The 14,034-nt window shown below is 30.0% G+C and carries 10 protein-coding genes and 1 pseudogene; 8 read left to right on the top strand and 3 right to left on the bottom strand.

Annotated features, from left to right (window positions below):
- Positions 1-2: 2 nt before the first annotated feature.
- Positions 3-1,802: a peptidoglycan D,D-transpeptidase FtsI family protein gene (locus tag CORN_RS05750; RefSeq protein ID WP_066008778.1), complete on the top strand. Its 1,800-nt coding sequence runs from the start codon at positions 3-5 to the stop codon at positions 1,800-1,802.
- 67 nt (positions 1,803-1,869) lie between these two features.
- Positions 1,870-2,295 (top strand): annotated as a pseudogene (locus tag CORN_RS08400) (class I SAM-dependent methyltransferase); the annotation flags it as partial.
- A gap of 243 nt (positions 2,296-2,538) precedes the next feature.
- Here CORN_RS08400 and hemH read toward each other — a convergent pair.
- Genes hemH through CORN_RS05770 form a run of 3 tightly spaced genes read right to left on the bottom strand, consistent with a single transcriptional unit; the run spans position 2,539 to position 5,374 of the window.
- The gene (gene hemH / locus CORN_RS05760; protein ID WP_066008777.1) at positions 2,539-3,444 is read right to left on the bottom strand and encodes a ferrochelatase; all 906 of its coding nucleotides are present in this window, start codon (positions 3,442-3,444) and stop codon (positions 2,539-2,541) included.
- Positions 3,441-4,301 (bottom strand): Gfo/Idh/MocA family protein, encoded by an 861-nt coding sequence (locus CORN_RS05765; RefSeq protein WP_066008776.1) that lies wholly within the window; start codon positions 4,299-4,301, stop codon positions 3,441-3,443. Before CORN_RS05765 ends, hemH begins: the two co-directional genes overlap by 4 nt.
- Positions 4,298-5,374, bottom strand: coding sequence for a DegT/DnrJ/EryC1/StrS family aminotransferase (locus CORN_RS05770; protein WP_245162311.1), 1,077 nt, complete (start codon positions 5,372-5,374; stop codon positions 4,298-4,300). Before CORN_RS05770 ends, CORN_RS05765 begins: the two co-directional genes overlap by 4 nt.
- A 108-nt stretch (positions 5,375-5,482) precedes the next feature.
- On the opposite strand from CORN_RS05770, the gene alaS reads away from it, so the two are divergent.
- The 6 genes from alaS to CORN_RS05800 all read left to right on the top strand — a co-directional run bounded on the left by alaS (position 5,483) and on the right by CORN_RS05800 (position 14,014).
- Entirely contained in the window at positions 5,483-8,020 is a 2,538-nt protein-coding gene (gene alaS, locus CORN_RS05775; protein WP_066008774.1) for an alanine--tRNA ligase, read from the top strand.
- Positions 8,020-8,562, top strand: a complete 543-nt coding sequence (maf, locus tag CORN_RS05780) for a septum formation inhibitor Maf (RefSeq protein ID WP_066008773.1) — start codon at positions 8,020-8,022, stop codon at positions 8,560-8,562. The genes alaS and maf overlap by 1 nt, the downstream gene beginning before the upstream one ends.
- The gene (locus CORN_RS05785; protein ID WP_066008810.1) at positions 8,562-10,493 is read left to right on the top strand and encodes a transglycosylase domain-containing protein; all 1,932 of its coding nucleotides are present in this window, start codon (positions 8,562-8,564) and stop codon (positions 10,491-10,493) included. Before maf ends, CORN_RS05785 begins: the two co-directional genes overlap by 1 nt.
- An 83-nt stretch (positions 10,494-10,576) precedes the next feature.
- Positions 10,577-11,470, top strand: a complete 894-nt coding sequence (gene msrP, locus CORN_RS05790) for a protein-methionine-sulfoxide reductase catalytic subunit MsrP (RefSeq protein ID WP_066008772.1) — start codon at positions 10,577-10,579, stop codon at positions 11,468-11,470.
- A complete protein-coding gene (locus tag CORN_RS05795) occupies positions 11,470-12,030 on the top strand; it encodes a cytochrome b family protein (RefSeq protein WP_066008771.1) in 561 nt (186 codons plus the stop codon). The genes msrP and CORN_RS05795 overlap by 1 nt, the downstream gene beginning before the upstream one ends.
- A gap of 88 nt (positions 12,031-12,118) precedes the next feature.
- Positions 12,119-14,014 (top strand): flavin monoamine oxidase family protein, encoded by a 1,896-nt coding sequence (locus tag CORN_RS05800; RefSeq protein WP_066008770.1) that lies wholly within the window; start codon positions 12,119-12,121, stop codon positions 14,012-14,014.
- Positions 14,015-14,034 lie beyond the last annotated feature (20 nt).

Raw genomic sequence — 14,034 nt, forward strand, 5'->3', positions numbered from 1 at the left:
ATATGCTTTCAAACACCATTAAAAATAGAGTTTCAAAAGTAGCTTTTGCTTTTTGTATGGCTCTGTTTTTCATGGTCTTGTTTTTACTTTCTACTTTCTTTCTGACCTCAAAACGCCATATACCAAACACTCAAAAAGAACAATACTTTTCTGCTCTTAGAGGTAACATTATAACAAGTGATAATTTCACTGTAACTTCAAGCAGACAAATTTATAGAGCTGAAATTGATCTAAGAAGTTTAAATCCTGATAAAAAAGATTTATTTTTAACTCTTTTTCAAATTTATAGTGGTGCAAGCGATGAGCAAATGCAAGATATAAAAAAAAGAATGCTTGCAAAGAAAAAAAGAAGCTATAATTTTATCTTACTCCAAGATATTAATTCAAAAGATGCAAGTTATTTAAAAGAGTTAGCTAAAAAACTTTATACTCAAGGATTTTTTAAGTCTTTTACAAATAGTAATGGTAGAGTAGAAACAAGAGGACTTGATATTATAGAACATAAAGAAGATCGCGTATATATGCCAAAAGACTCGCTTACTCCAATTATAGGCTATACAAGAACTTATATGGATGAGCAGAGTGGAATTTTCAAGAACATAGGCATAAAAGGTTTAGAAAAATATTACAATGATTGTTTAAATCCTTTACAAAACGCTAAAATTCAAGGTTTAAAAGATATAGGTGGTAACATTATCTTAAATTTACACTCTTATGAACAACGTAAAATAGATGGTTGCGATCTATATTTAAATATTTCCCTAAAACTTCAAAAGGGGTTGGAAAAGGCGATTGACAAAAGGAATGAAGATCTAAAAGCTAACGAAATTATTGTTGCTATCATGGAAAGTAAAAGTGGGAAAATTTTAGCACTTGCTAGTTCAAGAAGATATGATCCACAAAATCGCGGAAAAGATCTTTCTGTACTTAATGCAAGTGCTATAGAATATGGTTATGAAGCAGGGTCTGTTATAAAACCTTTTATATTTACCACTGCTTTGATGCTCGATAAAATCAAAGTCAATGAAGTTATTGATACTCAAGGTGGACAATATAAACTTGGTCGTTTTACCATACGCGATGATCATAAAAAAAACAAGATGAGTATGGAAGAAGTTATCACCTATTCTTCAAATGTTGGTATGATAAAAATTGCTCAAAGACTAAGCAATCTTGAAATCATTTCAGGACTTAGAATTTTTCGTTTCGGGGAAAAAAGCGGTATTGATCTTCCTTATGAACAAAAAGGAGAAATACCAAACCCTAAAAGATTAAGAGAGATAGAAAAATCTGTTTTAAGCTATGGTTATGGTTTGAAAACAACTTTCATGCAACTTTTGGCTGCTTACAATGTATTTAACAATGATGGAATTTATATCACTCCACAAATTGCAAATAAAATTTATCAAGATGGACGTTTAATAAAACTTGATGATGAAGTTAAAAAAGAAAAAATTCTTTCAAGCAAAGCAGCAAAAGAAATGCAACAAATTTTAATCAATGTTATAGAAAAAGGTACTGGTAAAAAAGCACAAACTCAAGGTATTGTCATAGGTGGTAAAACAGGTACAGCTAGAATTGCCGAAAGAAAAGGTTATACTTCAAATCGCTATAACGCTTCATTTTTTGGTTTTGCAAATGATGAACAAAATAACTACACAATAGGAGTTTTAGTAAGAAATCCTACCAAAGCTTATAGTTATTATGCTGCACAAAGTGCCTTGCCTATGTTTAAAGACACAGTAAATCTCATGATAAAAGAAAGTTATTTAAAACCAGAAATAACAACAGGAACTAACTAATGGAAATTAACCATTATGGTGATCTTTGTAGTCAAATGTATAATATTTACACAATAAAGCACCTCAAGATGAATTAGATTTTTATTTATCATATGCCAAAAAAGAATATAAAATTTTGGAACCTTTGTGTGGTAATGGAAGATTTATGATCCCTTTTTTAGACCATGGTTTTGATGTTACAGGTATAGATTCTTCCAAACAAATATTAAAAAATCTAAAACAAAAATATCCATTTGCAAAAACAATCTGCACTAATCTTTTAAATTACAACTTTAAAGAAAAATATGATTATATATTTATTCCATCGGGTTCAATTTCTTTATTTACTAATATTGTTGAGTGTAAAACCATTTTAAAAAATATAAAAAATGCATTAAAAAAAGATGGAATATTTGTATTTGCAGTAGATAGTTTAAACACAAAAAGCAACGATAATGATAATTATAAAAAACAGCTTCAGTCACAACCCATAATAGCTTTAATCTCTTATTAAAAAACAAAAGTTATTTTGATAAAAAACACAAACTCAATTTTATCCTAGTATATACGAGCTCTATAATGGAGATAAATTAATAAAAAGAGAACATATGGACTTTCAAATACACTTATACAAGCAAGGAGAAATGGAGAATTATTTAAAAGAAGTTGGTTTTACAAAAATAAATTCTTATTTTTCTTTTTCAAAAATTCTTACAAGCAATAAACAGTCTAATTTCTATTTATATGAGTGCAGTTGTTAAGTATTAAAATTATTTAAAACAAACTCTATAAATTCATCACTATCATTAGGACAAGCAATAAGTTCATAATCACTTTTTGCTAAGTGTCTATATTCTACTCCAAGCTCAAAAATCGTTTCAGAGCAATCTATACAAAAAGATATAGGATAAATCAAAGCTTTTTGATCTAAATTTTTTAAAATATCACTTGTGTTTGGTTCAAGCCATTTTACTGGACCTAGTTTTGATTGATATGACAAAATAATTTGATCAAATTCATTTTTAAGTTTTTCTTTTAAGATACTCACATGTTCTTGTATATGTTTTTCATACAAATCACCTTTTTTAATCACTGAAAGTGGTAAAGAATGTGCAGAAAAAATCAAAGTTTTATAATCATGTTTTTTCTTTTTTTCTAAAATATGCTTTATAATCATTTCGTTATAAAACTCATTTTTATAAAAAACATCAATGATTTTTACATTAGCTTGATTTTGAGATTTTTTAAGCTCACTTTGTGCTACTTCTAAAGAACTAGTCACGGTTGTTTTAGAATGATGAGGATATAAAGGGAATAAAATAATCTCATCATCTTTTTTAAAATCATATTTTGAAAAAACTTCATTTGCAAAAGGTGGTACATATAAGCTAACAAAATCAAATTTATATTCCCTAGTTTTAAAATTTAATTTGTCACACAAACTTTGTGTGATGTCAGTAAGCGGGGATTTTCCACCCATTTTTTCATAATTTTGCATCATAGCTTTTAGTCTTGATTTTCTTATCATAAAAGCTGCAAATTTTCTTAAAAAAACATTTTTTATCCCTAAAATATAAGGATCGTTAAACATATTTTTTAAAAAAACTTCACACTCATCAAGTTTATTAACCCCACCCATATTTAAAAAAAAGACATATTTCACTCAATACCTTCTAAAATTTCTTGCACCCTTAAAGCATCTTCAATACTAGCTAAATTTTCACAAACACCATTTTGCAAAAACTCGAAAAAGGCTTCATGTTCAGCATACAAAGGAGAATTATCATATAAATTTGGAACTTTTTGCATATTGATAAAAAGTTCAAAATTTTTAAGATCAAGCCCATAAGTATGTTTTTTACCTAAAAGAACAATCTTTCTTATAATGCATTGTCCATTCCAACTATCATGGATATTCGCTAAAATATTTTCTAGCTTTAAACCTATCATCACCTCATCTTCAAATTTATTATGATGAAAGCTTTTATAAACATTTGCTTTTAAAATTTGCTCTTGACTTAAAAATCTTACTAAGTCAATATCATGCACACTAAGATCACTTAAAACACCTACATCGTTTATTCTTTGTGGATAGGGAGAAATTCTTTGTATATTAATACTTATAATTTTATCTTCTAAAAGCTTTTCTTTTAAAGTCAAAATAGTAGGATTAAATCTCTCACAAAAGCCCACCACTACCCTAACTTTATTTTCCCTAGCTTTTTGTTTTAAAATTAAAATTTCATCAACATTTAATGCCAAAGGTTTTTCTATCAAAACATTTTTTATTGTAGAAAAAACTTTTAAAGCTATGTCTAAATGCGTATGAGTAGGTGTGGCGATGATAACACCATCAAGATTTTGCGCTAAAAAATCATCAAAATTTTTATGCAAAAAGTGTTTAAAATCATCTTTACAAAAAGGATCATAAAGATGAATTTCTTTTACTTTTGCATTACGCTCAAGTTCTCTTAAATGGTTTTTACCCATTTTACCAAGACCTATAAGCCCTATTTTCATTTAAAAGCCTCAATCACTCTAGCTTGATGCTCTTCTTTTAAAAATGCACTCATAGGTAAGGATAAAATTTCATCACTTAAAAGCTCTGTATTTGGCAAATCGCCTTTTTTATAAGCAAGATAATTAAAAGCTTCTTGCAAATGAAGCCCTAAAGGGTAATGCACCGCAGTAGGTATACCTTGCTCTTGTAATTTTTGCATGAAATTTTCTCTATGTTTTACACGCACACTATATTGAGCCCAAGCACTCACAAAATCACCTTTTCTTGGTGGTAAAATACAATTTTTTAAATTTTCATCATAAACTTTTGCTATTGCTTCTCTTTTTTTAATCTCTTCATCTAAGTATTTTAATTTCACATTTAAAATTGCTGCTTGGATAGCATCAAGCCTTCCATTAATTCCGATGTATTTATGCTTATATCTTTGTACTTGCCCATGATTTAAATAAATTTTTATTTTTTGTGCTAATTCATCATCTTGAGTAAAAATCGCCCCACCATCTCCATAAGCACCTAAAGGCTTAGACGGAAAAAAGCTTGTACAAGATACATCAGCTATAGCACATGATTTTAAACCTTTTTGACTAGCCCCAAAACTTTGTGCACCATCTTCTATCAAGGCAATGTTTTGACTTTTACAAAGTTCTTTTAGAGTAAATATATCAGGCATAAGCCCAAAAATACTCACAGCAATTACCGCTTTAGTTTTAGGTGTGATAGCACTTTGAACTTTTTCTAAACTAAGATTGTAATCTTTAAAATCAATATCTACAAACACAGGCTTAGCACCAACTAGAGCAACCATTTCAGCTGTAGCTATAAAAGTAAAACTTGGCACTATCACCTCATCATCTTTACCCACGCCCAAAGCCATTAAGGCTAAAAATAATGCACTTGTGCCACTTGAACAGCCTATTGCGTGTTTAGTGCCCACATATTTAGCTAGATTAGTTTCAAATTCTTCTAATTTTACACCACCTATAAAAGAAGTGCTTTGTAAAACACCACTAATAGCCTCATCAATTTCATTTTTATAAGCATTGTATTGAGCATTTAAGTCTATAAAAGGAATTTTCATTGTATTGCCTTAGTAAATTTAAAATCATGATTATAAGATAGTTTTACTTAATTTAAAGTATTTTTGGTATTATTTTAAGCAAAAAACTAGCTAGGAAAATCTATGGATATAAGAAAAGAGTATTTAGAATTTTTTAAATCAAAAGGACACGAAATCACCCCTTCAAGTCCTTTAGTACCTGATGATGCAACCTTACTTTTTACTAATGCAGGTATGGTGCCTTTTAAAAGTATATTTACAGGAGAAGTACCACGCCCTAAACCTCCTCGCAAGACAAGTTGTCAAACTTGTATAAGAGCTGGTGGGAAACATAATGACTTAGATAATGTAGGCTATACAGCACGCCATCATACCTTTTTTGAAATGCTTGGGAATTTTAGTTTTGGAGATTATTTTAAAGAACAAGCTATTGCTTATGCTTGGGAATTTGTAACTGAAGTTTTAAAATTACCTAAAGAAAGATTATATGTAACTGTCCATGAAAGCGATGATGAGGCATACGAACTTTGGCAAAAACATATAGCAAAAGAAAGAATTTATAAATTTGGTGATAAAGATAATTTTTGGCAAATGGGCGATACTGGACCATGTGGACCTTGTAGTGAAATTTTTTACGATCAGGGTGCTGAGCATTTTAATTCTAGCGAAGACTATATGGGTGGCGATGGAGATAGATTCTTAGAAATTTGGAACCTAGTTTTCATGCAGTATGAAAGAAGTGCTGATGGAACGCTTACTCCACTGCCAAAACCAAGCATTGATACAGGTATGGGACTTGAAAGAGTTAGCGCTATAAAAGAAGGGAAATTTAGTAATTTTGATAGTTCTTTGTTTATGCCAATTATTGAAAAAATAGCAAAACTTTGCGGTAAAACTTATACTTATGAAAGCGGAGCTAGTTATAGAGTAATAGCTGATCACATTAGATCAAGTGTATTTTTACTTGCTCAAGGAGTTGGCTTTGACAAAGAAGGCAGAGGTTATGTTTTAAGAAGAATTATGCGTCGTGCCTTAAGACATGGATATTTACTAGGTCTTAAAAGAGCTTTTATGTATGAGCTTGTAGATGTAGTTTGCGAGTTAATGGGTGGACACTATACTTACTTAAATGAAAAAAAAGAATTTATCAAAGAACAAATCAAACTTGAAGAAGAAAGATTTTTAAGCACCATTGAAAATGGTATAGAAATTTTTAACGAAGAACTTAAAAAAACTAAAGATATATTCAGTGGTGAAGTTGCTTTTAAACTTTACGATACTTATGGTTTTCCGCTTGATTTAACTCAGGATATGTTAAGAGAAAAAAATCTTAGTGTAGATGAGACTAAATTTAACAAGCTTATGCAAGAACAAAAAGATAGAGCTAAAGCTTCTTGGAAAGGAAGTGGGGATAAAGCAATTAGCGGAGATTTTAAAATTTTACTAGAAAAATTTGGCAAAAATACTTTTAGTGGCTATGAAAATTATGAAGAAAAAACTAAAATTATAGCTATTTTAGATGAAAATTTTAAAATCTTAACTGAAGCTAAAGTAGGAAAATTAGTGTGGTTAATGCTTGAAAAAACTCCATTTTACGCAACAAGCGGAGGCCAAAGTGCTGATATAGGCTATATCAATGAAAACGAAGTTTTGGATACACAAAAATTCTTTGATATTAATCTTAGTCAAGTGAAACTAAAACAAGATCTTAAGACAAATGATGAAGTGTTAGCTTGCATAGATACTAAAAAAAGAGAGCAAATCGCAAGACATCATAGTGCAACACATTTATTGCACCACGCTTTGAGAGAAATTCTTGGTTCACACATTAGTCAAGCAGGCTCTTTAGTAGAGCATAATAAACTAAGATTTGACTTTACTCACCCAAAAGCTCTAAGTAAAGAAGAATTAAATCAAATAGAAGTATTGGTTAATGCCTACATCATACAAGCAAATGAAGCTAAAATTGAAATTTTAGATTTAGATGAAGCTAAAAAAAGTGGTGCCATAGCTTTATTTAGTGAAAAATACCAAGATAAAGTAAGAGTTTTAACCCTAGGAGCTAGTAAAGAACTTTGCGGCGGTACTCACGTAAAAAATAGCTCTGAAATAGGAAGTTTTTATATCATCAAAGAAAGCGGGGTTAGTGCTGGAGTTAGAAGGATAGAAGCAGTTGTGAGCAAAGCTGCACTTGATTATGTTAGTGAAAATTTAAAAGAACTTAACCAAACTAAAGAAGAATTAAAAACTCATGATATTTTAAACTATGTAGCAAGATTAAAAAATGAAATAGCTAGTTTAAAAAATGAATTAAAAAATTCAAACAAAGTAGAGTTAAACTCTAAAGAATTAAGTGGTATTCAATATTGTGTGCAAAAAATAGGTAGTGGTGATATAAAAACTATGATAGATGAGTTTAAAAACAAATTTAGCAAGGCTGTGATTTTACTTTTACAAGAAAAAGAAGGTAAAATCATCATCGCAGCAGGTGTAAAAGAAGCTTCGCTAAAAGCTGGTGTTTTAGTAAAAGAAATCGCACAAATGCTTGGTGGAAATGGTGGTGGAAGAGATGATTTTGCAACAGCTGGTGGTAAAGATACAGACAAAATAGAACAAGCACTTAATCATGCTAAAAAAATCATAGAAGAAAGTCTTGCTTAATGCTTTATTTAGCTTCAAGTTCACCTTCGCGCGTTGCTCTACTAAAAGAAGCAAATATTGCTTTTGATCAAATTATCATAGATTATGATGAGAATTTAGTAAAAAAAGATAATCCAAACTCTTATGTGCAAAAAATTGTTTTAGAAAAAGAAAGACAGTTTTTTGCAAAATATCCTGATTTAAAAAATGTTTTATTTGCTGATAGTATAGTTTGTACTCAAAATATCATTCTTACTAAAGCCAAAAGTGATAACGAAGCTTTTAATATGCTTAATTTGCAAAGCGGTAAAAGTATTAGTGTTTTAAGTGCAATGATTTTAGTTTTAGAAAATAAAAAGATTTTTAATCTTAGCAAATGCAATTTGATTCTAGATAAATTTGATTTAAAAGACATGCAAGAATACATTGACTCAAAACTTTACCAAGGTAAAGCCGGAGCTGTGATGTGCGAGGGATTTCATAAAAAATACATTAAAAAAATTATAGGTCATCAAAGTACGGCATTAGGTCTTAACATAGAACTTTTGAAAGCATTTTTATGATAAAAATTTTAAAAACATTTCTTTCATTTTGTATAGTATGCATGGTTGGAATTTTTATATTTATTGCATATTTATTTTCTGATTCTGATTTAAATCAATACACCTTTAAAGATTACAAACCACCTCTTACAACACAAATTTTTGATAAAAATGGAAAATTAGTTGCAAATATTTTCGAGCAACACCGCTTTTATGCTCCTTATGAAGAACTCCCACCAAGACTTATAGAAGCTTTAATAGCTATAGAAGATACTAGTTTTTTTGAACATGGTGGGGTTAATATAGATGCGATTTTTAGAGCAGCTATTAAAATCATAAGAAGTGGTGGAAAAACTATGGAAGGAGCTTCCACCCTTACACAACAATTTATAAAAAACACAGAATTAACCCCAGAGCGTACTTTAAGCAGAAAGCTAAAAGAAGCTTTGCTTGCTTATAAGATAGAAAGCACTTTAACTAAGGAACAAATTTTAGAAAGATATTTAAATTTCATCTTCTTTGGACATGGATATTATGGAGTAAAAACTGCTGCACTTGGATATTTTAGAAAAAATTTAGACGAACTTAGCTTAAAAGAAATTGCTATTTTAGTAGGTATGCCAAAGGCTCCAAGTACTTATGATCCCACCAGACACTTAGATCTTTCTTTAGCTAGAGCAAATAGCGTAGTGCAAAGAATGTATAATCTTGGTTGGATTTCTAAAGAAGAGTATGAAAGTGCTTTAAAAGAAATACCAAAGGTATATGATGACACTTTAACACAAAATGCAGCTCCTTATGTTACCCAAGAAGTTTTAAAACAACTAAGTGGAATTAAAGACTTAAAAAGCGGTGGTTATAAAATAGAACTTGCTATCGATCTTGATGTTCAAAACATTGCAAGAGAAGCTTTAAAATTTGGTTATGATGAGATAGTAAAAAGAGATAAAGATGCAAATTTAAGCACATTAAATGGAGCTATGGTGGTAGCAAATCATCAAAATGGGGATATTTTAGCTTTAGTGGGTGGGATAAATTATGCAAAAAGTAATTTTAATCGCGCCACCCAAAGCTTAAGACAACCTGGAAGTTCTTTTAAGCCTTTTTTATACCAAATTGCCATTGATATGGGCTATTCTCCTATGAGTAAGGTTGCTGATATTTCAAGAATCTTTGAAAGCACCAAAAAAGACGAAAAAGACTGGAAACCTAAAAATTTTGGTGGAAAATTTCTAGGACTTATAAGTTTAAAAGAAGCACTAACTGGATCAAGAAACCTAGCTACTATAAATTTAGCTCTTGCTTTAGGACTTGATGTAATCCATGATAAGCTTAGCTTTATGGGTTTTGAAAATATACCAATAGATTTATCTATAGTTTTAGGTAGCTTTGGGATTTCTATTTATGATTATGCTAAACTTTATACAATATTTGGAAATTATGGTGTGCAAAAAGATTTAATACTCATTAAAAGAGTAATCGATAAAAATGACAAAATAGTGGTAGAATTTAACTCTGGAGAAAGAAAAATCAGCGAGCCTGAACAAGCCTTTTTAGTTAATGATATGATGCAAAATGTTGTTAAAAAAGGAACTGGGCGCAATGCTAGAGTGGAAGGGATTGAAATAGCTGGAAAAACTGGCACTTCAAATAAAAGCATTGATGCATGGTTTTGCGGATTAACTCCTGAGATAGAAGCTATCATTTGGTATGGTAATGATGATAATAAACCTATGAAACAAGTAGAAGGTGGCGCAAGAACTGCTGCTCCGGTTTTTAAAGAATTTTTAACAAAATACTTAGAACTTTATCCTGATAGTGCTAGAAAATTTACCATTCCAAAAGGAGTTTATCAAGGAATTTATGAAAAACAAAGAGAGTATTACACCAATACCTCTCCATTTCCAAAAAACAACCCTGCTCTATCTGAAAATAATGAGGTAATTTTTTAAAAATATTTTTTATAAAATAATAAAAATTATCCTTTTATTTTCCTTTATATGTTTTAATATCATAAAACATATAAAGGATTTTTATGAATATCACAAACGAACAATTATATAATAAAAGACGCTATTTTTTAAAACTAGGTGCTGGAGCTTTGGTTAGTTCAGCCTTAGTCCAATCTGAATTAATGGCATTAAATTTCTTTCCTGATCCTAACAATGAAAAATTAAAACTTAGCGATGAAAAAATTGCGACTAATTATGTTAATTTTTATGAATTTTCTACTGACAAAAAAAGAGCTGTTGAGCTTGCAAAAAATTTCAATACAAAGGATTGGAAAATAGAAGTTAGTGGAGAAGTTGAAGAGCCTTTAACTTTAACTATGCAAGATTTATTAACCTTTCCTTTAGAAGAGAGAATTTATAGATTTCGTTGTGTTGAAACTTGGTCTATGGTAGTACCTTGGGTTGGTTTTGAATTGCGTGCTTTAATAGAAAAATGTAAAGTAAAAAGTGAGGCTAAATTTATAAAATTTACCACTCTTTTTGATAAAAATCAATTTGCCGATCAAGCTTCATTTTTCCCAACTCTTGATTATCCTTATGTAGAGGGTTTAAGATTAGATGAAGCTATGCATCCGCTAACACTTATGGCTGTAGGTATGTATAAAAAGCCTTTATTAGGACAAAATGGAGCGCCGATTCGCCTTGTAGTTCCATGGAAATATGGTTTTAAAAGTATCAAATCTATTGTAAAAATAGAATTTACTAAAGAACAACCTAAAACCACATGGGAGCTAGCAAACCCTAGAGAATATGGTTTTTATGCTAATGTTAATCCAAATGTTTCTCATCCAAGATGGTCTCAAGCAAATGAGCGTCCTTTGGGAGATTTTTTCACTAAGCCTACGCAAATGTTTAATGGTTATGAAAAAGAAGTAGCGCATTTGTATAAAGATATGGACTTAAAGGTTAATTTTTAATGAGCAAAAAAGTTTATAATATCGGTGGATTTTTAGCTTTTGCTTTAAGTATTATTTTTAGTATTTATCAAATCATGCAAGAATTTGATATTGTAAAATCTGTGTATTTTTATAGTGGTATATTTGGCTTAATCTTTTTTGGATTAAGCCTATTTTTTTCACTTTTAAAGTATAAATACACAAAAGATTACCCTAAAATTTTAGGTTTTTATGCATTTTTTTGGACCTTGATTCACTTTTTTAATTACTTTGCTTTTAGTAAAAATTTAGATTTAATACTTTTTTTCAAAGATACTTTTAATAAAAATTTAGACTTTAGTGGTTTTATAAGCTTTTTTATACTCGCACTAATGTTTATAAGTTCTTTTAAACTTTTTAAAAAATTAAGCAAAATAAGAAAACTAGGTTACTTTTGCTTTTTAATAGCATCTTGGCATTATTTTTTATCTGCAAAAATACCACAAATTTCACATTTTTTAGTCCTAAGTATAGCATTAGTTTTTATACTTTTTAAAGTATGGAAAAATTATAAAAAGAGAAAAAAAGTAACTTTTTCATAAAAAAACCACATTCAAAAAATATTTTAAGAATAAAAATATAAACATATCCTTAAAATAAGATTTAATATATCTTATTTTAAGGACAATCATGCAAAGAAGAGACTTTTTAAATGGAATGGCTTTAACTATACTTGCAGGAATGACTCCTTTGCAGGTATTATACGGTAAAGAAGCCAAAATCGAAGATTTTACCAAAGAATACTACCCGCCAAAGTGGCTTGGATTAAGGGGTAGTAATAATGCAAGTTATGAATTTGCACATATGTTAAGAGATGGTGAAAAATTTAATTTTAGTGTTATTAAACCTAAACAAGAATACGACTTAGTTGTTGTTGGAGCAGGTATTAGTGGTTTAGCCGCAGCTTGCTTTTATCAAAACAAATTTGGAAAAGATAAAAAAATTCTTATTCTTGATAATCACGATGACTTTGGTGGACACGCTAGAAGAAATGAAATAGAATTAGAAGATGGCACTATTTTAAGTTATGGCGGTAGTGAAACTTTCCAATCGCCAAAGGCATTATATTCTAAAGAAGTGGTAGGTTTACTATCGTCTTTAGGTGTAGATATTGATGAGCTTGCTAAACGTTTTGATGTAAATTTTTATCCTGATTTAAAACTTAGCAGAGGTGTGTATTTTTCTAAAGCTGAATTTGGAGTAGACAAAGTTGTAAATGGTAATCCTAGAAAAGTAATTTGTGATGATATTCCTGAAGAAAAAAACAATGGAAGAAGCATTGAAGCCTTTATAGGTGATTTTCCACTTAATGATAAAGATAAAAAAGATCTTATTGCTTTATTTAAAAGCGAAAAAGACTATTTAAAAGGTATGAATAAAAAACAAAGAGATGAGTATGTAGCAAAAACAAGCTATAAAAAATTCTTAGAAGAAAAAGTTAAACTTTCACCGCAAGCTGTAAAATTCTTTGAAGGTATGACAGATGACTTTTTAGCTTTAGGAATTGATGCTGTTTCTTGTGAAGATGCTAGAGTTTCTTTCCTGCCTGGTTTTAATAAACTTGGACTTGATCCAATCGAAGGAGAAGCATTAGCTGAAATGGAAGAACCATATATCTACCACTGTGCTGATGGTAATGCTACTGTTGCTAGATTAATGGTTAGAAGATTGATTCCTGATGTGTCAAAAAAAGGTAAGAATATGGATGAGATTACTCTGGCTCATTTTGATTATTCTAAGCTTGATCTTGCTAAAAACAAAGTACGTTTAAGATTAAATAGTACTGTTATAAATGTAGAAAATACAAAAGATGGGGCTTTAGTAACTTACGTTAATAAAGGTAAAAATTATAGAGTAAAAGCTAAAAAAGTTGTAATGGCAAATTATAATAGCATGATTCCATATATAGTACCAAGCATGCCACAAGATCAAAAAGATGCATTAAGTAAAAACGTAAAAACCTCTCTTTTGCACACTAAAGTTATCATAAGTAACTGGGAACCATTTATAAAACTTGGGGTTCATGAAATTTATTCGCCAAAAATGCCTTATGCTAGAACTAAACTTGATTATCCTGTGGATATGGGAGGATATCATCACCCAAGAGATCCTAAAAAGCCTATTTGTGTTCACATGGTTTGTTCCCCTTTAGCTTTTGCAAATATCCAAGGGATTGATCTTGATGGAATGGATGCAAGAGATAGAGCTAGAGTGGGTAGAAATTTATTATTTACCATGAGTTTTGAAGAGCATGAGAAAATTATTCGCGATCAACTCCAAGGTATGCTAGGTTCAGCTGGATTTAATCATGAAAAAGATATTGAGGCTATAGTTGTAAATCGTTGGGGACATTGCTATTCATATACAGAAAATAGTCTTTTTGATGATAGTGAAGAGGTACAAAAGACTATAGAACTTGCAAGAAAACCTTTTGGCAACATCGTTATAGCAAATTCAGATTCTGACTGGTCAGCTTATATGCATTCAGCAATCGATCAAGCATATCGCGCTGTTAATGAATTATAAAATCAAACTCCTAAAAGGAG

This window comes from Campylobacter ornithocola (assembly GCF_013201605.1).
Lineage (GTDB): Bacteria > Campylobacterota > Campylobacteria > Campylobacterales > Campylobacteraceae > Campylobacter_D > Campylobacter_D ornithocola.

What these genes read in the sequence shown, in the direction of transcription:
- CORN_RS05750 (WP_066008778.1), top strand. Translation starts at nt 3, where the DNA reads ATGCTTTCAAACACCATTAAAAATAGAGTTTCAAAAGTAGCTTTTGCT.
- CORN_RS05765 (WP_066008776.1), bottom strand. Translation starts at nt 4,301, where the DNA reads ATGAAAATAGGGCTTATAGGTCTTGGTAAAATGGGTAAAAACCATTTA.
- alaS (WP_066008774.1), top strand. Translation starts at nt 5,483, where the DNA reads ATGGATATAAGAAAAGAGTATTTAGAATTTTTTAAATCAAAAGGACAC.
- maf (WP_066008773.1), top strand. Translation starts at nt 8,020, where the DNA reads ATGCTTTATTTAGCTTCAAGTTCACCTTCGCGCGTTGCTCTACTAAAA.
- msrP (WP_066008772.1), top strand. Translation starts at nt 10,577, where the DNA reads ATGAATATCACAAACGAACAATTATATAATAAAAGACGCTATTTTTTA.
- CORN_RS05795 (WP_066008771.1), top strand. Translation starts at nt 11,470, where the DNA reads ATGAGCAAAAAAGTTTATAATATCGGTGGATTTTTAGCTTTTGCTTTA.
- CORN_RS05800 (WP_066008770.1), top strand. Translation starts at nt 12,119, where the DNA reads ATGCAAAGAAGAGACTTTTTAAATGGAATGGCTTTAACTATACTTGCA.